Here is a 21,399-nt window from a genome sequence, read left to right on the forward strand (position 1 = left end):
GAAAAGACAGCCATGCACGGTGTGAATTTCTACGGCGTCAGTGTCTTACCACGAATTGCACGAATTTCTCGAATTCTACTTGTCGGCCAACGGCGCCTGGCTGACGGCACACATGTCGCCGGCGTACCGGCTGGTGCCGTAGGCGCGCCACGGTCGCCCTCACAGCACCATGACCATATAAATTGTTCATGTTGGATGGTCATGGCAAAGATGTGGTAGAATTAGGAGCACCCAACTGAGCGGGGCCATCACGGCGAAGGCGGATTCACCACGAATACGACATCCATCTTACAGGAGACTGTCATGTCTGTTCCCTCCTATGAAGAACTTCTACAGCCAATCTTGGAAGCCCTTCGCCAACTGAGCGGTTTTCAATCTATCACGGCGATCAACAGACACGTTATCTCCTTTTTGCCGCTGGCAACTGAAGAGATCGCTCTGCGCCACGGCGACACGAAGCAGACAGAGTTGGAGTATCGTTTGGCCTGGGCGCGTACCTACCTCAAGCACTATGGGCTGATCGACAATCCCAAACGCGGCGTATGGACACTAACCGAGCAAGGGCGAGCAACCGAGCAGGTGGATCCTAAGATGGTATCTACCTTCGTTCAAGAACTCATTAAGCAGGGGAAGATCGATACCAAAAAGCCAGACGACGAACTCAGCGACGAACCCAATCTGGACATAGCTCAGCGGCTAGCTCGGTGGCGCCAGGAAGCCACTGATACTGCACACCCCAACCACCATCACGCCGACCTGGACCATGCGGCTCACATCTATGCTAAGGTTTCCCCACTGTTACAGAAATTGCGCACAACCCCTGACGAATTCAGCAGCGGTGATGTCATCGCCTTGTTCGGCATGCTTAACAGCGGCCACCGCATGAAAAATCGGGTAGCCGACAAGAACCCGCTTCCGGTGTTGCGAGAGGCTCTGCTTGCCCTGATCGATGGGCCGGGAACGCCAGCAGACAAGATCGCCGTAGCCGATCAATCGCTCAAGTTTGCCAGTTACAACATGTTGGGCGAACTCTACGGTTGGGCCAACGCCGAAACTGCACCGCTCTACAACGGTTGCGCCACGGCGGCCTTGCACTATCTGGGCTATACCTTCAACGATAAGGATTACGCAGCCTTTGTCGCCGCCCATGAGCAGTTCAAGCAGGTCTATCAGCAGCAGGTGGGCTATTTACGTCCAGATTTGCCCCTCAACCTGGAGATCGACAAGCTCTACAATGTAATTGATAAGGTGGATTTGAAGAAGGATACTCAGCGTACCCTGGCAAAGCCATTCAGCGAGATGTTCGCAAGTTGGGAGGAGGCGGAGTCGGCCTTCGATACCCTGGCCGTTGCCGCGCACCAACTTGGTATCACCGACCCGGCGGATGAACGCATCGCTGTCAATCTACGCTACAAAGACGGGAAGCATCAGCTGCGCCTCAGCTATGGCTGGTGGCTGTTGCTTGGGTTTGCCGGTGCTGATGGGGCGCTGCAAGAAGTTATCCTGGCGTTGTTCAGCGGGCAGTCGCTGCTTCAGCCACTTCGCGTAGAACAGTTCAAACAAGGGCCTGATGAACAACCCGTTTCACTCTACTGGTATTCAGTATCGCAGCTCAGACCGTTTGATGGCGAAGTTCGACCAATTTTTGAGGCAACCCTTCAGCATGTAAAGGCAAAGTTTGCCCACTGGGTACGCTGTCCGTATCGCATCCACACGAAAGATGCCATCATCGCTGCGGTTTTCGATCCCACAGCCCGAGCCAAATTGCTCGGTCAAGGGTGGCCGCCCAAGGACGCTCAATTCGAGGATGTCATTGACCAGGGTAAAGACGAATTGGATGCGTTGGTGGATCAACCGGAGGCGCATCCACCGCAGCCTGGAGTTGTAGGCTCCCCCTTCACCTCACGCACCTTTGAATTGCTCGAAGGCATCCACGCCACACCGACCAAGGGCTACTACCAGGCGAACAAGGAGGCGTTCAAAAAGTTCGTCGAGGAACCATTCCAGCGCGTCATGCATCAAGTGGCCGAACGGTTGCGTGCTCCAGTTAAGGCGGTGATGGAAACCGAGAGCCATATCTTTGCCCGTTTTCTCAAGAACGATTGGGGACAGGGGGGCGCCTGGGAGTTTTACTGGGGCGCGTTCTATCCCAAAGAGGGTAAACGCACTGAGGATGCCCAGCTTTCTATGTGGATAGATTACCGTCTGCTAGAGTATGGCTTCTTCATCGGGGACTATGCCAGCACGCAGCGCCAGCGCTTTCAACGCAATTGCCAGACATTCGGCTCCGCGTTACTGCCCTACCTGCGTCACGCCCTGCCGGAGACCCTCGTCCGTTTTGCGGATCGCGACGATTTCCAGGTCAGTGCAGACGGTGCGATCACCATCAAGACGCCACTGACCTGGGAAGAATTCTTGAAAGACCCGGCGCAAGCCAAAAACGATGTGTCTGTCATCGTGCCTCGCCAACAACTCCTGGCGCTTTCCGAAGAGGAACTGGTGACCCGGATTACGGAGACGTACGCCAAGCTCTTCCCGCTCGTGCTGTTAGCGACCGACGACGATCCACTGCCGGCCATTCATCGTTATCTGCAGGCAGTTGGTTTTGCCACGGACGAACCGGATATCGAGCCGCCTGCATCGTATGATCTTCAGAAGTTCCTGGCCCGTACCTACTTGCAAAATAAACAGGCCGACGATCTGTACCATCTGCTGCTGGACAAGAAGCAGATCATTCTCTACGGCCCGCCGGGCACGGGTAAGTCCCACGTGGCCCAGGAGCTAGCCAAATGGATCACTGGCCTGGCTCAGCCGCCTGCAGATCGGGTGGAGATGGTGCAGTTTCATCCTGCGTACAGCTATGAAGACTTCATCGAAGGCATTCGCCCGGAGAGCAAGCCGACCGGCAACGGCGGCTTCACGGTGGACTATCCGCCGCGAGCCGGCGTCTTTCGCCGTTTCTGCAAGGTTGCCCAGGCGAATCCAGATCAGCCCCATGTTTTTATCATTGACGAGATCAATCGTGGCAACATCCCGCGCATCTTTGGCGAGCTGATGCTGCTCCTGGAATATCGCAAGCGGGACGTGCCTCTGCCCTATTCCGGTGAGCGTTTCCGCATTCCGCCCAACGTCTACCTGATCGGCACGATGAACACCGCTGATCGCTCCATCGCCCTGGTTGACTTCGCCCTGCGCCGCCGCTTTCATTTCTTCCACTTCATGGCCGATCCCGACCTGCTGGATCGCTGGCTGGTCCAGAACCCTTTGCCCACCATCCCCTATCTGGCCAATCTCTATCGCCGGCTGAGCCAGGAAGCGATTGATGATCCGGACTATGCCGTGGGCTTCAGTTACTTCATGGATAAAGAACTGACCCCAACCAAGCTGGCGCTCATCTGGCAGTACAGCATTCTTCCTTACCTGGCCGAGTACCATGTGGAGCAGCGGGCGCGAGTGAAGAATTGGGAGTGGGATAGCGACTTCATGCGGGAAATCCGGAGGGAGACGTGAGCGACTGCCGTTTCATGGCCGCCAACGCCGAGGGACCGGCGACGATCTATCTGCGAGAGTACGAAAAGTGCCAATGCAATAACTTGAGCGTTGAGCAAGCCACAGCGTTGAGTGAACGGTTTGCTCGTCAGCTAACCATGGGTTGGAACTGGCAGCTGCAGACCTGGGAATTATCGGCCAAACAGTACGTAGGCATCATCGTGCTGGACGATCTGCGCATCCACATCGAGCCAAAAGTCAACCTGCAAAATCTTTTCTACATGTTGACCTATGCATACGATCTGGCCGACTTTCGTCGAGAGGCCGTGGCGCTGGCGTCTAGCGAGAATATCTTCGAGTTCATCGTGGTCATCTTCCTGCGCCAGGTGGAGCAGCTCGTGCGACGGGGCATCTACCGCGCCTACGTCACCGAAGAGGAGAACCAGCCCTATCTTCGCGGACGACTGCTGCTGGCCGACCATCTCCAGCGCAACGCCCTGCATATGCAGCGCTTCTACCAACGGATCAGCGAGTTCACGGCCGACGTGCTGGAGAATCGTATCCTGCGCTATACCCTGGGGTTGCTCGCCCGGCTGGAATACCGGGAGCCGGGCCTGCGTCAGCAGATTCGCCGAGTGGCATCAGCCTTTGCCGAGGTCAGCCCTGCGCCCATCGCGTCGGCCGACTGTGATCGTTTGGTCTACACGCGCCTGAACGCCGCCTATCGTCCACGCATCAACCTGGCTCGCCTGTTGATGCAGCACCTCTCTCTGGAAGGGCAGGCCGGATCGACCCAGTTCGCCGCCTATCTGTTGGACATGAACAAGGTTTTTGAGTTGTTTGTGGCTTGCTTTTTGGCCAGCCATTTTGCCGACGATCCGGCCATCCAGGTGGAAATCCAGCCCGATATCTGGTTGGACATGGACCGCCAGGAGAAGGGCATTCCCGACATCGTGCTTCGACGGGATGGCCGCCCCTATCTGGTGTTGGATACCAAGTACAAGACCTTCCAGGGCAAGCCCGAGGAGGCAGACCGTAATCAGATGGTAACCTACTGCCACACCCTGGGCCTGCCTCGCGGCATCTTAATCTACGCCGACGACCACACCATCAATCACCGTGCTGACTTCAAAGGCATCGTCTTGCGCGCACAGTCCTTGGCCCTGCATGGCAGTCTGGACACGTTCAAGGAACGCTGCCAGCAGTTTGCTTTGCAGTTTGCGGAAGGGATTTGATGAACAAAAGCCGTCTGCAAGACCTGCTCAGCGGATGGCGGTGGCGAGATTGGTTGATGAAGCTGACAAAACATCGGAGAATCAGTACAATGGAAGAAACCACATGTGTGTTAAACAACCGCTGCAGGATGCAGCCTTCGATTACGCGACCCAGATAGAGGTTCTTATGCAACAACCCAATCGCCTTGTCCAGGCAATCGTGCCGGCGCGCAGCCCGGCCCGTATCGAATACGTGCGCGTGGAAAACTATCGGGCGCTGAAGACGGTAGAACTGAAGGAATTGACGCCGTTGACCGTGCTGCTCGGCCCCAACGGCAGCGGCAAGTCCACCGTTTTCGACGTCTTTAGCTTCTTGGCGGAGTGTTTTCAGTATGGGCTGCGTCACGCCTGGGATCGGCGGGGCAAGGCCAGGGAGTTGAAGACGCGTGGCGGCGTCGGCCCAATCGTCTTCGAACTAAAATATCGGGAGCGGCCAACGCTCCCGGTGATCACCTATCACCTGGCTATTGACGAAGGGGGCAGAGGGCCGCTGGTCAAAGAAGAGTGGCTGCAGTGGCGGCGCGGGTCTACGGGTAAGCCGTTTCGCTTCATGGAATATCGAGAAGGTCAGGGGCGCGCAGTCAGCGGTGAGATGCCGGATATCGAGGACCGGCGCGTTGAAATCCCCTTGCGCTCGCCGGATCTCATCGCCGTCAACACACTAGGTCAGTTCGCCGAGCACCCGCGGGTGGCAGCACTGCGCGAATTCATCACCGATTGGTATGTGTCCTATCTCTCCATCGAAGAGACGCGTGGTCAGCCGGAAGCTGGCCCGCAGGAGCGGCTTTCACGCACCGGCGATAACCTCGCCAACGTCATCCAGTATTTGAAGGAACAGCACCCCAATCGCCTCGAACGAATCTTTACGCAGTTACGCCAACGTGTGCCACGCCTGGAGCGTGTCGACGCCGAGCCGATGCCGGACGGCAGGTTACTGTTGCAGATCAAAGATGCTCCGTTTGAGCAGCCGGTGCTCTCGCGTTTCACCTCGGATGGCACCCTCAAGATGCTGTCGTACCTCGTGGTGCTGTATGACCCCGAACCGCCGCAGTTCATTGGCATTGAGGAACCGGAGAACTACCTGCACCCGCGTCTTTTGCCAGAATTGGCCGAGGAATGTCGGGCCGCCAGTGAGCGCACCCAACTGCTTGTGACGACACACTCACCCTTCTTCCTCAATAGCATACGTCCCGAGGAAGTGCGCGTGCTCTATCGTGATGAACACGGCTATACCCAAGTCGTGCGCGCTGCTGACATTCCTGGGATACCGGATTTCATGAAAGCAGGAGCTTCTCTCGGTCACCTATGGCTGGAGGGGCGCTTTGGATTGGGAGACCCGCTCACCAATGCTGGTGCGCCAGGGGTCATCAAAGTGCGACGATGAGCGTGACCTATGTAGACATTATCGTCGAAGAGCCATCCATGGAGGCGCTGTTGCGCGCGCTGTTGCCGCGTCTCATACCGGACGTGCCTTTCTCGATTTATTCTTTCCAAGGTAAGGACGAATTGCTCGAACGCTTGCCTGACCGGCTCAGGGGTTATGCACATTGGTTGCCGGAGAATCATCGGGTCGTAGTCATCGTAGATCGAGACGATGATGATTGTCTGGTGCTGAAAGCTAGGCTCGAGGCGTACGCCCAGGCCGCAGGTCTGTCAACCCGGAGTCACGCGAGCGGAGATCGCTTCTCGGTGATCAATCGCATCGCTATTGAGGAATTGGAGGCATGGTATTTTGGGGACTGGGAGGCAGTACGTGCTGCTTTTCCGCGCGTCGCGGCCACTATCCCGCAGCAGCGTAGCTTCCGCAATCCAGACAGCGTTGTCGGCGGAACCTGGGAGGCGTTCGAGAGAGTGTTGCAGCGAGCTGGCTACTTCAAGACAGGGCTTCGCAAGCTGGAAGTCGCGCGCAGCATCGGCCTTCAAATGGATCCAATGCGCAATGTGTCGCACAGCTTTTGCGTATTACGCGATGCGATCCTGGAGTTGGGCGGTCGGTTGTGATCCAACTGAACATCCTTCACCTCTACAAAGACTACTTCCCGGTCCTCGGCGGGATGGAGAATCATATCAGGTGGCTGGCGGAGGCGCAGGCGGCGGCCGGGCACCGGGTGGGCGTGCTCGTCACCAGCCTGGATCGCCGCAGCAGTGTGCGCTGGGAAAACGGGGTGCGCGTGATTCGCGCGGCGCGCCTGGCGAACATCGCCTCCACGCCGCTCAGCCTGGCCTTTCCCTGGCTCCTGCGCCGCGAACGGCCCGATGTGGCTCACCTGCATTTCCCCTATCCCCTGGGCGAGGTGAGCAACTACCTGCTCGGCCGCGGCCGCCGCACCGTCATCACCTACCACAGCGATGTCGTGCGCCAGGCCGGCATCCTGCGCCTCTACGATCCGCTCCTGCGCCGTGTGCTGCGCCGCGCCGACCGCTTGATTGCCACCAGTCCTCAGTACGTGCAAAGCTCGCCTTACCTGCAGCCGCTGGGGGACCGCGTCAGCGTCATCCCGCTCGGTCTGGATCTGGCGCGCTTTCGGCAGCCTGACCCGCAGCAGGTGGCCGCGCTCAAGGCGCGCTTCCCTGGCCCGCTGCTGCTCTTCGTCGGCCGCCTGCGCTACTACAAGGGCGTGCAATTCCTGCTCGATGCCCTGCCCCAGGTCCCCGCCGCGCGGCTGCTCATCATCGGCACCGGCCCCATGGCTGAGCCGTGGCAGGCCCAGACCCTCGGCCTGCGCCTGGCCGACCGCGTCCACTTCCTGGGCGACATCAGCGACGCCGACCTGCCCGCATACTACGCCGCGGCCGATCTCTTTGTCCTGCCGGCCTGCGCGCGCAGCGAAGCCTTCGGCGTTGTGCAGCTCGAAGCGCTTGCCAGCGGCACCCCCATCCTCAGCACCGAAGTCGGCACCGGCACCTCGTATGTCAACCAGGATGGCGTGACCGGCCGCGTCGTCGCGGCCAGCGACAGTCAGGCCCTGGCCGCGGCCCTGCGTGCATTGCTGGCCGATCCCGCTCGCCTGCAGGCCATGAGCGCAGCCGCCCGGCAGCGCGCTGCGGCCGAATTCAGCCTGCCCCTCATGGTGACGCGCATCGAAACCCTCTACCGGGAATTGCTGGCTACTTGATCTTTTGGACTATGTCGGGTAAGATACGCCCCTGGTCAAGGCTGTCAGGGCACCGGGTCAGTTCGAGCTACGTCTGCAGAGTGCCTAACTCAACGCCACACCACAGGAATTTTCATGTCGTCGAAAATCAGCCGCTTGTGCGAAGCGATCATCGAGGCCGGCTGGCTGGCCGCCCTCATCATCGTGCCGGTCTTCTTCAATGTCTACTCCAGCCGCGTCTTCGAGCCTGACAAGATCAGCCTGCTGCGCTCCATCGCCCTCGTCATGATCGGCGCCTGGCTCATCAAGCTGATTGACGGCGGCGGCGCGGCCGCTCCCCTGCCAGCCTCAGCCACCCAGACCCCGCGCGGCAATCTGTGGCGTCAGATTCGCGAGACGCCCCTCATCATCCCCGCCCTGTTGCTTGTCAGCGCCTACCTCATCAGCACCGCCCTGTCGGTGGCCCCGCGCATCAGCTTCTGGGGCAGCTATCAGCGCATGCAGGGCACCTACTCGACCTTCTCCTACATCGTCATTTTCTTCCTGACGCTGACTCATCTGCGCTCGCGTGTGCAGCTCAACCGCCTGCTGCACGCCATCGTCATCGCTTCGCTGCCCGTGGCGCTCTACGGCATCCTGCAGCACTACAGTCTCGATCCGCTGCCCTGGGGCGGCGATGTCAAGCTGCGCGTGGCCGGCAACATGGGCAACGCCATCTTCATCGCAGCCTACCTGATCATCGCGTTCTTCGTCACCCTGGAGCGCTTTCTGCGCTCGGCCGGGCGCCTGCTGGCCGAACAGGGTGGGGAGATTGCCGATGCGCTGCTCGTCGGCTCGTATGTGTTCGTGCTGGTCGTGCAAAGCGTCGCCATCATCTTCTCGCAGAGTCGTGGCCCCTGGCTCGGTTGGTTTGCCGGCATCTACATCTTCGTGCTCTTGGGCTTGATCGCGCTGCGCAGCCGCGCGACGCGACGCGGCGCCGGCTTCTTCCACTGGGCCTGGCTCGGCTGGATCGGTCTGGCCGTCGCGGGCGTGGCATTCCTCATCAGCTTCAACCTGCCCAACTCGCCGCTGGCCGCCCTGCGCAGCGTTCCCTACGTGGGCCGCCTGGGCCAGATCTTTGAAACCGAAGAAGGCACCGGCAAGGTGCGCGTCCTGATCTGGGAAGGCGCCAGCCAGATGATCCTGCCCCACGCGGCCATCACCTACCCCGATGGCACGCCCGATCCGCTCAACGCCCTGCGCCCCATCTTCGGTTACGGCCCGGAGGCGATGTGGGTGGCTTACAACCCCTTCTACCCGCCCGACCTGGCGCACTACGAGGCGCGCAACGCCTCGCCCGATCGTTCGCACAATGAAACCTTCGACGCCCTCATCATCACTGGCGCCTGGGGCTTCATCGCCTATGTCGTCCTCTTCGGCAGCATCTTCTACTGGACCCTGCGCTGGCTGGGCTGGGTGCGCAATCGTCAGGATGCCATCCTCTTCCTGGCCCTGACCCTGCTCGGCGGCCTCGGCGGCGCGCTCATCCCCTGGCTGGCCCTGGGCGATCTGCGCTATCTGGGGGTAGCCATCCCGGCAGGCTTGATTCTTGGCTTCATCGTCTACCTGACCATCAGCGCGTTTCGCAGCGACTTCACCCTGCAGATGACCGGCAGCCGGGCGCTCCTGCTGCTCGCCATCCTCTCGGCCATCGCCGCGCACTTTGTCGAAATCCACTTCGGCATCGCCATCGCCGCCACGCGCACCTACTTCTGGACGTTGACCGCCGTCCTGCTCGTCACTGGCCTGGGCTGGCTCGACCTTTCGGACGAGGAACCGGTCGAGGTGACGTCTGCGGCGGCCGCCATGCCGTCGTCCTTCAACATGCCTTCTCCGTCTGCGGCGCCCATGCGCACGGCCGCGACCCCGCGTAAGCGGCGCAGCGGCGCCTCGCTGACGCGTGAACTGCCCGGCGCCCGCTCACCCGCAGCGCGCAGCGGCGTAACCACCTCCTGGATTGACCACCTGCTGCCCTATGCCTTCCTGGCGGCCATCGTCTTTGTCACCCTCATCTGGAACTTCATGGCCAACCAGGGGCGCGACACGAACGCCTTCGATGTCATCTTGAACGCCCTGTTCTTCAAAAATCGCAACGGTCAGCCCGCGGTCAGCCTGGGCATCTGGTGGCTGCACCTCTTCACCTGGCTCGTCGCGGGGATCATTGCCCTGGGCGATGTGGCCGCCAATCAACGCAAGGCCCCAACCGGCGCCTGGTGGCTGCGCGGCCTGGGCCTCTACAGCGCCGTCGTCTGGGGCATGTGGCTCATCTTCAGCTTGATTCACGGCGCACGCGTGGCGCAGGGCGCCGTCTTGCAGGGCAGCCGCGTCAGCGTGGAGCAGTTGAGCGATTTCGTGGCCAGCTACATCGTGGACTACTACGTGGCGGCCTTCGTGGTCATTCTGATCCTGGGTTGGGCACTCTGGCGCAGCAGCAGCCGGCGCTTGCTGACCTGGACCGCGCGCGGCCTGGTGACCAGCTTCAGCGCCGCGCTGATCGGCGTGATCGTGATCACGTTCGTCAGCACGGTCAACATTGGCCTGGTGCGCGCAGACACCTATTACAAGCAAGGCCAGGCTTACGATGGCGTGGGGCAATGGCAGGGCGCTATCTTTCTCTATCGGAAGGCGCTTGCCATCGCACCCGATGAAGATTACTACTACCTCTTCCTGGGCCGCTCTGCCCTGGAGCAGGCCAAAGTGGACACCGATGCCACGGAACGGCAACGCTGGCTGGACGACGCGCTCAGCGTGCTGACGCGCGCGCAGACGCTGAACCCGCTCAACACCGATCATACCGCCAATCTGGCGCGCTTCTATCGCTCGCGCGGGGAGCTGCAAACCAGCACGACCGAGCGCGAAAGGGATTGGCAGACCGCGCTCACCTACTACCAGGCCGCCACGCGACTCAGCCCCAACGCGGCCCATCTGTTCAACGAGAAGGGACTGGTCTATTTCCTGCTCGCCAACCTCGCGCGCGATCAGCAGCAGCCGGAGGTCGCCGATGACTACTTCGAAGATGCCCTGATTGCACTCAGCCGCTCGCTGGAACTGGATCAAATCTACCCGCAGACCTACCTCTTCCTGGGCGACGTCTACCGCTCACGCGGGGACAACGCAAAGGCGATCGAAGCCTACCAGCAGACCCTCAAGCTCAGCCCGGGCCAGGCGCTGGCCTGGAGCGCGCTCGGCTACATCTACGCGCAGCAGGGCAATCTCACCGAAGCCATCAGCGCCAATCAGAAGGTGACGCAGCTCTCCCCGAGTGACGCCTCCAGTTGGCGCAATCTGGCCATCCTTTACCAGCAGACCAATCAGATTCAACTGGCCCTGGCCGCGGCGCAGGAGGCGTTGAAATACGCCCCCGAGGCCGACAAGCCGGCATTGCAGGCCCTCGTGCAACAGTTACAGGCGCAGTTACCCCAATGACGCGTGAAATTTTGATCGTGGCCGCGGCCCTGGTTCTGGCCCTGGGCATCACCCCCGTCGCCCGGCGCATGGCGCATCAGTTTGGCGTGCTGGACCAGCCCAACGCCCGCAAGGTCCATGTCAAACCGACGCCGCTCCTGGGCGGTGTCGCCATCTACATCGCGTTTGTGCTGGCGTTGCTCTTCCTCGGCGACCTCTTCTATGTCAACCAGGTCATCGGCATCTTCATCGGCGCGTCGTTCGTCTCTTTCCTGGGCCTGGTGGATGACAGCCGCGGGCTGCGCCCGCTCATCAAACTGGGCGGCCAGGTGGTGGCCGCGTTGATCCTGGTGCTCTCTGGTGTGACCGCCGACGTCTTCCCTGGCGACGGCCTGGACATCGCCCTGACCGTCGTTTGGGTAGTTGGTATCACCAACGCCATGAACCTGCTCGACAACATGGACGGGCTGTCCGGCGGTCTGGCGGCCATCGCGGCCGCGTTCTTCATGGTGCTGGCCAGCCTGAGCCGCCAGTACCTGGTTGGCGCGCTGGCCGCCGCGCTCTTGGGCGCGTGCATCGGCTTTCTGCGCTACAACTTCAACCCGGCCAGCATCTTCATGGGCGATAGCGGCAGCCTTTTCCTGGGCTTCGTCCTGGCCGCAACCGCCATCAAGCTGCGTTTCCCCAGCAATGTTGTTTTTGTCACCTGGATGGTTCCGGTGCTGGTGTTGGGACTGCCCATCTTTGACACCACGCTGGTCTTCGTCTCACGCCTGCGGCGCGGCCTCAACCCGTTGACCACGCCCGGCAAGGATCACATCTCCCATCGCCTGGTGCGGCTGATGCACGGCTCACGGCGGGAGGCGGTGTTGACCTGTTATCTGTTGGCCGGCGCCTTCGGCCTGATCGCCATCTTCCTCACGCAGGCGGCGGTCGCCGAAGCCTATGCTGTGGCCCTGGCTGTGCTTGGCATCTGTCTGTGGGCGCTTTGGCGCCTGGAACAGGTGCCGGTCAGCGACCCACCGGCGCCCTAAGGCGCCCATTCACATCAAAACCGCGTGCGGCGCCTTCGAAGCGCCGCGCCTGGTTGAGTTTCCGCAGACAGGCGCCGCGGCGCCTGAGATTTTCAAGGAGAAGTTAGTTCATGCAGATTCATCGTCGTATGCAGACCGCCCTGTCGCTAACCCTGGTTGGCGTCCTGTTGGCCGTTCTACTAGCCGCATGCAGCGGAGTTCCAGCGCCTGACATCACGGTCGCGACCCCGACCGGCCCCGCCATTGCGACCCAGCCCGCGCCGCTGACTCCGGTGCTGCCACCGGTGGATGGCGGCACGCCTGCGGTCCCGCCGGTTCCGTCCCAGCAGTGGACCGTGGCCCCGGCCATGACCATTGATCCCACCAAGCTCTACTTTGCCACCTTCAAGACGGCCAAGGGCGATATCAAGGTTGAACTGTTCGCCAAGACCGCGCCCATCACGGTCAACAACTTCGTCTTTCTGTCCAAAGAGGGCTTCTACGATGACACCACCTTCCATCGTGTGATCGCGGACTTCATGGCGCAGGGCGGCGATCCCACCGGCGCCGGCACCGGTGGCCCCGGCTATCAATTCGAAGACGAGATTGACATCTCCAAGCAGTTCGATGAGGCCGGCTATCTGGCCATGGCCAACGCCGGCCCCAACACCAACGGCAGCCAGTTCTTCATCACCACCGCGGCAACCCCCTGGCTCAACGGCGCGCACACGATCTTCGGCAAGGTCGTCGAAGGCATGGATGTGGTCAAATCGCTCACGCTGCGCGACCCGCAGCAGGATGCCGCCACCCCGGGCGATGCCCTGGTGACCGTGGAGATCAGCGAGGGCGCGGTCAGCCTGCTGCCGCCGCCCACCGCCACCCCCACGCCCTACCCACCGGTCATGGAGAACGGGCGCCCGTTAGCCAAGAAGGCCGTGGCCGACCGCGAGAAGCTGTACAACTCCGCGCCCGCCCTGCTGATTGACAAGGCCAAGAAGTACAGCGCCACCATCAAGACCTCCAAGGGCGACATCGAGGTTGAACTGTTTGCCGACAGCGCCCCGCAGAGCGTCAACAGCTTCGTGCTGCTGTCCAAACTGGGCTACTACGACGAATTCCCGATCAACTTCACGCAGCCGGGCGCGTTCGTGCTCACCGGTTCGCCGGCCGGCCAACCGGCCAGTGATGTGGGCTACACCCTCCCGCTGGAGGCATCCACCACGGTCACGCACACCCTGGGTGTCATGGGTCTTTACTACCTGGCTGACAAGAAAGGCTCAAGCGGCAGTCAGTTCTACTTTGCCCTGGGCGACCTGCCGGAGTATGACGGTCAGTTCAGCGTGATGGGTAGGATCACCAAAGGCACCGATGTCGCGATCGCGCTGACGATGGAAGACAAGATCGTCATGATCGAGATTACTGAGAAGTAAAGGATCGCAACCAAAGAAACCCGGTTTCTCCCAGGAACCGGGTTTCTTTCAGAATTGGGGAGTCACTATGACAGCCGGCAACCAGCCTCCGCACGGCGATGCGGCTGCGGCGCCCTCGCGTTGGCGACGCTGGACGCCGCGCGTGCTGGCGCTGCTGCTGGCTCTGGCAATCAGCATCACCATCTTCGCCCTGCGTGATCGCATCGCACAGATCGGCGCCTATGGCTACCCCGGTGTCTTCCTCATCAGTGTGCTCGCCAGCGCCACCATCGTCCTCCCGGCGCCTAGTCTGGCCGTTGTCTTTGCCCTCGGCAGTTCACTCAATCCTGTGCTGGTCGGCCTCGCGGCCGGGTTGGGCGAGGCGCTGGGCGAGTTGGTCGGCTACCTGGCCGGCTACAGCGGCAGCGCCGTCATCGAGGACCGCGCACGCTATGCCCAATTGGAGCGCCTGGAGCGTCGCTATGGCGTATGGGTCATCTTCATACTCTCGGTGATCCCCAATCCGTTTTTCGACCTGGCGGGCATCGCCGCAGGTATGTTGAAGTTTTCAGTTCTACGTTTCTTTATCGCCTGCTGGCTGGGCAAGACGATCAAGACCATCCTGGTGGCCCTGGCCGGCGCCGGCGCCTGGGGCGCTGTCACCCAGTGGCTGCGCTGAAAGTGGGAACTGCTGGGCCTGCATTTCAGCCCTGGAGCCAGCCCACGCAGGTGGGCTTCGCAGCCGTTGCAGCGACTTGCAGTCGCCGGGCCTGCGGTGCTAAAATGGCCGCAGAAGGCCTTTTGCCTCTGGTTTGTGGTCAGAATGTCACCCTGGCCGGCGCCCAAGCGCGCACAATAGGGTTCAATCTGTGCGGCAACGGCAAACGTGGCAATTAATCTGTTCGATTAGGAAGAAGGACGTATGACGAGCGAAGCGCCCGATTTCTCATTTTCTTCATTTTCTTCATTTCCCTCATTTCCCTCATTTTCTTCATTACCCAAGACCTACGATTTCAAGGCCACCGAAGAACGCCTCTATGCCTGGTGGGAGAGCAGCGGCTGGTTCAAGCCTGAAAACGCGCCCCAGCCCGACGGCGAACCGTTTGTGATTTCAATCCCGCCACCCAATGTGACCGGTGAACTGCACCAGGGCCATGCCCTCTTTGTCACCCTGGAAGACCTGATGATCCGCTATGCCCGCATGTCTGGCAAGGCGGCCTTGTGGGTCCCTGGCACCGACCATGCCGGTATTGCCACCCAATTGCAGGTGGAGCGCAAACTGCGCAGCGAAGGCACGAGTCGTCAGGAAATCGGCCGCCAGCGCTTCGTGCAGGCCTGTTGGGACTGGAAAGCCAAATACCACGGTCGCATCACCGGTCAACTGCGCCGCCTGGGCGCCAGTTGCGACTGGGAACGTGAACGCTTCACCATGGATGAGGGACTCAACGCGGCCGTGCGCGAAGCCTTCGTCCGCCTCTACCGCATGGGCCTGATCTACCAGGCCGAATACCTGGTCAACTGGTCGCCGGGCTTGCAGACCGCGGTGTCAGACGTTGAAGTGGAGTACAGCGAAGAACAGGGTACGCTCTACTACTTCAAGTACCCTATTGCCGACGCGCACCTGGACGACGGCCCTGGCATCGGTTACATCCCCGTCGCCACCACGCGGCCGGAGACTATTTTGGGCGACAGCGCGGTGGCCGTGCATCCAGAGGATGAACGTTACCGCCACCTGATCGGCGCCACCTGCCTGGTGCCCATGCTCAAGCGCACCATCCCCGTGATTCATGACACCTACGTGGATCGCGAATTCGGCACCGGCGCGCTCAAGATCACTCCCGGCCATGATGTGAACGACTTCAACATCGGCCAACGCCACGGCTTGCAGATCATCAATGTCATGAACAGGGATGCGACCCTCAACGAGAATGGCGGCCCTTATGCCGGCCTGGACCGGTTCGAGTGCCGCAAACGCCTGTGGGCCGACATGCAAGCCGCGGGGCTGACGATCAAGGCCGAACCCTACACCATGCAGGTGCCCCGCTCGCAGCGCGGCGGTGAGGTGATCGAGCCGCTGGTCAGCAAACAGTGGTTTGTCAACACCAGGGCCATGGCCGAGTTGAGCCTGGCCGCGGTGCGCAGCGGCCGCATCCAGATTGTGCCGGAGCGCTTCAACAAGGTCTTCTACCACTGGATGGAGAACCTGCGCCCCTGGTGCATCAGCCGCCAGCTTTGGTGGGGGCACCGCATTCCCATCTGGTATGGTCCGGACGGGCAGCCATTCTGTGCGCGTGATGCGCAGGGCGCGGCCGCGCTCGCCCGTCGCCACTACGGCTACCCGGTTGACCTGACGCAGGACGAGGATGTGCTCGACACCTGGTTCAGCTCCGGCCTGTGGCCCTTCAGCACCCTGGGCTGGCCCGCGGACACCGATGACCTGCGCCGTTTCTATCCCACCGCGGTGCTGGAGACCGGGTATGACATCCTGTTCTTCTGGGTGGCGCGCATGATGATGATGGGCCTGCTGTTGACCAACGAAGTGCCCTTCACCACGGTCTATCTGCACGGCTTGGTGCGCGATGAGATCGGCCGTAAAATGTCCAAGACCTTCGGCAACGTGATTGATCCCATCGAAGTGATGGATGAGATGGGCACCGACGCCTTGCGCTTCACCCTGCTGACCGCCTCCTCGCCCGGCAACGACATGAACCTGAGCATCGAGCGCGTGCGTGGCAACCGCAACTTTGCCAACAAGATCTGGAACGCGGCCCGCTTTGTGCTCAGTAACCTGGAACGCCTTCCCGCCAGCGCGCTGTCCGTCGCGCCGCAAACCACGCTGGCGCAGCGCTGGATTCGTGGCCGCCTGCAGATGGTGGTTGCCGAGGCAACGCGCCTTTTTGAATCGTACCAATATGGCGAGGCCGGGCGTCAGGCCTACGATTTCCTGTGGGGCGACTACTGCGACTGGTACATCGAGATCGCCAAGAATGAACTGAACGATCCCGCGACCGCGCTCAGCGCCGGGCGCACCCTGCTGGATGTGCTGGAAAACGCCCTGCGCCTGCTGCACCCATTCATTCCCTTCGTCACCGAGGAGATTTGGCAGCATCTGCGCACCTTCAGCCTGCAGCAACCGGCCTTTGGGCTGACGGCCTGGCCTCCTGCGCTGATCGTGCAGGCGTGGCCGCAGGCCGACCCGGCGCAGATGGATGCCGCGGCCGCCGATCACTTTGCGCACTTGCAAGAGGTGGTGCGCGCCATCCGCAACGCGCGGGCCGAGGCCGGGGTGGAGCCGGGCCGGCGCGTCACCGCGCTCCTGGCCGCCGGCGAGTTCAACGAACTGTTCAGCGCGCAGCGCGACGTGTTAGTCAACCTGGCGCGCTTGCAGGCCGACACGTTGGTGATTGCGCCCACTCTACCCGTCCCCGCGCAGGCCGTCACCCTGGTGGCCGGCGGCATCACCTGCTACCTGCCGTTGGCGGGCCTGGTTGACCTGGGCGCCGAACGGGCGCGCCTGCAGGCGGAGTTGGAACAGGTGATGGTCAATGTCGAGCGTGTGGAGCGTACCCTGGCGAACAGCGGCTTTGTCAGCCGCGCCCCGGCCGACGTGGTGGCGCGTGAGCGCGCCCGCCTGGCCGAATTACAGCAGCAGCAGGCCAGCCTCACCGCCCGCCTCGCAGCCTGGGCCTCGTAGGTCCGGCCTCCTGGCCGGACGACATGGTCAGAGCGGAACGATGAAACCAGACGAAAAACGTAACTGCTCACCCTGCAGGCAGATTTGGACAGGATGAACAGGATGTACAGGATTCTTGCTCTGTGGTGTGCAAAACTATCGGCACGAGAGCTCGAATATCCTGTCAATCCTGTGAATCCTGTCTGAATTCCAGGCAGACCCAGCAGTTACCGAAAAACACGAAGGGTCAGGTGTATCGAAGTTGGGTGTCATCGTCCAGGTGAAGGCGGCTGGCGTCGCGGGCGCTCAGGAATGAGTTAACCGTCATTTCGAGCAATACCAGCACAAATGACACTTATTTAATTCTCATCCTCAGCACATCAAAACCACGCTGGCGAAGGTTTTCAACGATGCTGGCCGACACATCTTCGTCGAAGTAAAGACGCAAGTAAAGCGCCTGCAACTCCGGGTCGCTGCGCTCAGTCATCGGCTGGCATCCGGTTCAACGCAATCGCACGCTCGATCTCGCTCCGGTGGTCGTCATAGTAACCTAGCGCGTCGAAGACCTGCGCCAAACGCAGGTGCGGCAGCTTGCGGGCGATTTCTTCCGGCGCATCACCGAATTTCCAGTACTCGACGATTGCACGTACAGGCGTGCGCGTCCCTTCGATGATCGGCTCACCGCTCAGGATGTTCTCCACTCGCGTCACATACGGATGGTCAACAGAGGTCGCAGGCGTCGTCGGCCGCCACTGCGATGACACCAGGTTGCGCAGTTGGCGCAACTCGTTTTCCAGGGCGCCCAGACGACCCACGACCGACTGAACATCGGCGACTAGTTCAGACATGGCAAAGCTCCCGCGCATCGAATTCGGGAGTTGTTCCAGCAAGATCAACTCCGTTCGATTGGATTCTAGCACAAGCAACTAACTCAAGCAAGGAGGGAACCCATACGGAAACAGCCCTCACAGGTTAGTCGAAACCTGTGAGGGCTGTACGGTTGCTAGAACAGACCCACCACGCGGCCCTGTTCGTCCAGGTCCACGTTCATGAATGCGGGCTTGGAGGGCAAACCGGGCATGGTGCGCATCTCGCCGCACAGTGGATAGATGAAGCCGGCGCCGACAGAGGCGCGCACTTCGCGGATCGGCAGGGTGTAATCCTTCGGCACGCCCTTCCAGGTCGGCTCGTGCGACAACGACAGGTGCGTCTTGGCCATGCAGATCGGCAGATTGCCGAAGCCGGCCTCTTCGTAGGCTTTCAACTGCTGCTCAGCCTTTGGTTCATAGGCCACGTCCCGCGCACCGTAGACTTTGGTCGCAATCGTTTCGATCTTCTGCTTGAGCGTCATCTCCAATGGATAGAGGAAGCGGAAGTCCTCCGGATTGGAATGGTTGCACGCTTCGATGACTGCCTGCGCCAGTTCTTTCGCGCCTTCGCCACCTTCGGCCCAGTGATTGCTCATGACCGCGGCGACCGCGCCGGCCTCCTGCGCAGTCCGCTCGACCATCTCGACCTCCGCGGTCGTGTCATAGGTGAAGCGATTGACCGCCACCACCACCGGTACGCCGTACAGCCGCGCAATTTCGATGCAGCGCTGCATGTTAGCCACGCCCTTCGTCAGCAGCGGCAGGTTCTCGTCGGTGTAGGCCTTGTCCAGCGGGCGTCCGGCCACCACCTTTGGCCCGCCGCCATGCATCTTCAGCGCGCGGATGGTGGCGACCAGCACGACGCAGGTGGGACGCAGGCCGGAGGTGCGGCACTTGATGTCCATGAACTTCTCCATGCCGATGTCCGCGCCGAAGCCTGACTCTGTGATCACATAATCGCCCAGCTTGAGCGCAATCTGGTCGGCCAGGATGGAGGAATTGCCGTGCGCAATGTTGGCGAATGGCCCGGCATGGACAAAGGCCGGTTGTCCTTCCAGCGTCTGCATCAGGTTGGGCATGATGGCGTCCTTCATGATGACGGCCATCGCGCCGGCCACGCCCAATTCTTCCGCGGTGACCGGCTTGCCTTGCTTGCTGTAGCCGATGACCATGCGCCCCAGGCGCTGGCGCATGTCCTTGAGGCTGGTGGTGAGGGCCAAAATCGCCATGACCTCCGACGCCACCGCAATGTCGAAGCCGGTCTGGCGCGGGCGTCCGTCAGCCTTGTCGCCCAAGCCGATGATCACGTCACGCAGCGCCCGGTCGTTGACGTCCAGGACGCGCTGCCAGGTGACGGCGTAGGGGTCAATCGCCAGGCGTCGCAGCCCCATGCCCGCCAGCTTGGCATCATCGTAGTTATCTTCGTGCAGGATGCGTGCATCAATGGCCGCGGCCATCAGGTTGTTGGCCGCGGTGACCGCATGAATGTCACCGGTCAGGTGCAGGTTGAAATCTTCCATCGGCACAATCTGCGAGTAGCCGCCGCCCGCGGCGCCGCCCTTGATGCCGAAGGTTGGGCCCATCGAAGGTTGGCGGATGCAGGTAATGGCGCGCTGGCCCAACAGGCCGAGCGCCTGCGTCAGACCGACGGTGGTGGTGGTTTTGCCCTCGCCCAGCGGCGTGGGCGTAATGGCGGTCACATCCACATATTTGCCGTTGGGGCGATTCTTGAAGCGTGGATCGTCGAGGACGCTGAGATGAACTTTGGCTTTATACTTTCCGTACAGATCAATATCATCAATCGTCAAGCCCAGCGATTCGGCAATATCGAGAATGGGCAGCATGGTGGCCGACTGCGCAATCTCAAGATCGCTCGGCACCGGTTTTACTTTTCGAACTGGCATTCTGTCCCTCCGTGGACGCTCGCGTCGTTGCGTTGTGATGTGCGAAAAAGGTTGTCTTGTCAGCCTACGGCTTCTGCATGACACATCTCCTGCACAGGTCATCATACGACATGGGGGGAATTGTCTGCCATGACCTACATCAGTCAGCGCCGCAACCGCGCCCCCCGCTTATCAAGCAAGGAGAGCAGGGTCGGGCTGATGCGCTCCAGTGGAAGCACGAAATCGGCCGCGCCCAATTCTACCGCAACTTTCGGCATACCAAAAACAACGGCGCTGGCTTCGTTCTGGGCAATCGTCGGCGCACCTTGCTCGTGCAAGTGGGCCAGGCCGATCGCGCCGTCATCGCCCATCCCGGTCAGGAGAACGCCGATCGCCTCGCTGCCATACACGCGAGCCGCTGAGTCGAAGAGCCGGGTGACAGAGGGGCGCACGTGGCTGACCAGTGGCCCGCGGTTGAGGCCCATGACGTCACGGACCGCAAATTCCAGGTGCTGGTCGTCAGGCGCAAAGTAGATTTCGCCTGGCCGCACGCGCTGATTGTGCGTGGCAAGCACAATCGGCAGGTGACTCTCCTGGCGCAGCCAGGATACCAGGCCCTCGGTGAAGCCGATCGTCATATGTTGCACCACGACGACGGGCGCCGGCAGACTGGCCGGCAACATCTTGAAGAGGGTGTTGAGAGCGGCTGGCCCGCCGGTCGAAGCGCCAATGACGATCACCGCTACACCGGGGTGAGCGCCAGGCGCGATGGGCTGACCGTTGTGCTGCACAGGCGCGGTTCCAGATGATGGCAACACGGAGCGACGCCGCACCACTTTGACCCCGGCCATCAGCTTGACCGTGTCAATGAGGCGGCTGCGCATAGGTTCGAATTCATGGTACGCTTGCCCCACGGGCTTCGCGATCACGTCCAGCGCGCCGGCCTTGATGGCATTGAATGTGGTGTTGAGTTCCACCGAATCTACGTGACTGGTGACGACGACAATCGGCGTTGGATTTTCTGCCATGATGCGCCGCGTGGCTTCGAAGCCGTTCATGACAGGCATCAGAATGTCCATCGTGATCACGTCTGGTTTGAGCAGGGCGGTCTGTGCGGCTGCTTCGACGCCGTTGCTGGCCATGCCGACCACGAGCATCTCAGGATCGCTCTCGAAAATGGCTTTCAGGAGCGTGCGGATCGTCGCAGAGTCGTCAACAATTAAAATCCTGATCATTGGTGTTTGCCT

The 21,399-nt window shown here is 61.2% G+C and carries 13 protein-coding genes; 10 read left to right on the forward strand and 3 right to left on the reverse strand.

The annotated features are described in order from the left end of the window. Window positions 1-303 precede the first annotated feature (303 nt). From IPM84_04125 to IPM84_04170, 10 genes are all read left to right on the forward strand, one after another. The gene (locus tag IPM84_04125) at window positions 304-3,510 is read left to right on the forward strand and encodes an AAA family ATPase (protein MBK9091956.1); all 3,207 of its coding nucleotides are present in this window, start codon (window positions 304-306) and stop codon (window positions 3,508-3,510) included. Beyond that, complete coding sequence (locus IPM84_04130) at window positions 3,507-4,724, forward strand: hypothetical protein (protein ID MBK9091957.1); 1,218 nt, start codon at window positions 3,507-3,509, stop codon at window positions 4,722-4,724. Before IPM84_04125 ends, IPM84_04130 begins: the two co-directional genes overlap by 4 nt. Window positions 4,725-4,890: 166 nt before the next feature. Next, window positions 4,891-6,147, forward strand: coding sequence for an AAA family ATPase (locus tag IPM84_04135; protein ID MBK9091958.1), 1,257 nt, complete (start codon window positions 4,891-4,893; stop codon window positions 6,145-6,147). Beyond that, window positions 6,144-6,764, forward strand: a complete 621-nt coding sequence (locus IPM84_04140) for a DUF4276 family protein (protein ID MBK9091959.1) — start codon at window positions 6,144-6,146, stop codon at window positions 6,762-6,764. The genes IPM84_04135 and IPM84_04140 overlap by 4 nt, the downstream gene beginning before the upstream one ends. Window positions 6,765-6,769: 5 nt before the next feature. After that, window positions 6,770-7,879 (forward strand): glycosyltransferase, encoded by a 1,110-nt coding sequence (locus IPM84_04145; protein MBK9091960.1) that lies wholly within the window; start codon window positions 6,770-6,772, stop codon window positions 7,877-7,879. Window positions 7,880-7,993: 114 nt separating this feature from the next. After that, window positions 7,994-11,326: a tetratricopeptide repeat protein gene (locus tag IPM84_04150; protein ID MBK9091961.1), complete on the forward strand. Its 3,333-nt coding sequence runs from the start codon at window positions 7,994-7,996 to the stop codon at window positions 11,324-11,326. Continuing rightward, the gene (locus tag IPM84_04155; protein ID MBK9091962.1) at window positions 11,323-12,339 is read left to right on the forward strand and encodes an undecaprenyl/decaprenyl-phosphate alpha-N-acetylglucosaminyl 1-phosphate transferase; all 1,017 of its coding nucleotides are present in this window, start codon (window positions 11,323-11,325) and stop codon (window positions 12,337-12,339) included. Before IPM84_04150 ends, IPM84_04155 begins: the two co-directional genes overlap by 4 nt. A gap of 110 nt (window positions 12,340-12,449) precedes the next feature. Continuing rightward, window positions 12,450-13,748: a peptidylprolyl isomerase gene (locus tag IPM84_04160; GenBank protein MBK9091963.1), complete on the forward strand. Its 1,299-nt coding sequence runs from the start codon at window positions 12,450-12,452 to the stop codon at window positions 13,746-13,748. 67 nt (window positions 13,749-13,815) lie between these two features. Continuing rightward, window positions 13,816-14,406 carry a VTT domain-containing protein gene (locus IPM84_04165; protein ID MBK9091964.1) on the forward strand — a complete coding sequence of 197 codons (591 nt, stop codon included), beginning with the start codon at window positions 13,816-13,818 and terminating at the stop codon, window positions 14,404-14,406. 243 nt (window positions 14,407-14,649) lie between these two features. Then, the gene (locus tag IPM84_04170) at window positions 14,650-17,421 is read left to right on the forward strand and encodes a valine--tRNA ligase (GenBank protein MBK9091965.1); all 2,772 of its coding nucleotides are present in this window, start codon (window positions 14,650-14,652) and stop codon (window positions 17,419-17,421) included. Window positions 17,422-17,879: 458 nt separating this feature from the next. Here the strand turns inward: IPM84_04170 and IPM84_04175 are convergent, their stop codons facing one another. The 3 genes from IPM84_04175 to cheB form a co-directional block, all read right to left on the reverse strand. Beyond that, window positions 17,880-18,248: a DUF433 domain-containing protein gene (locus IPM84_04175; protein ID MBK9091966.1), complete on the reverse strand. Its 369-nt coding sequence runs from the start codon at window positions 18,246-18,248 to the stop codon at window positions 17,880-17,882. A gap of 155 nt (window positions 18,249-18,403) precedes the next feature. Beyond that, on the reverse strand, window positions 18,404-20,173 hold the full coding sequence (locus IPM84_04180; protein MBK9091967.1) for a formate--tetrahydrofolate ligase: 1,770 nt from the start codon (window positions 20,171-20,173) through the stop codon (window positions 18,404-18,406). A 143-nt stretch (window positions 20,174-20,316) separates the two neighbouring features. Next, window positions 20,317-21,387 (reverse strand): chemotaxis-specific protein-glutamate methyltransferase CheB, encoded by a 1,071-nt coding sequence (cheB, locus tag IPM84_04185; protein MBK9091968.1) that lies wholly within the window; start codon window positions 21,385-21,387, stop codon window positions 20,317-20,319. Window positions 21,388-21,399 lie beyond the last annotated feature (12 nt).

The organism is Candidatus Amarolinea dominans (assembly GCA_016719785.1).
GTDB classification, from domain to species: Bacteria; Chloroflexota; Anaerolineae; order SSC4; family Amarolineaceae; genus Amarolinea; species Amarolinea dominans.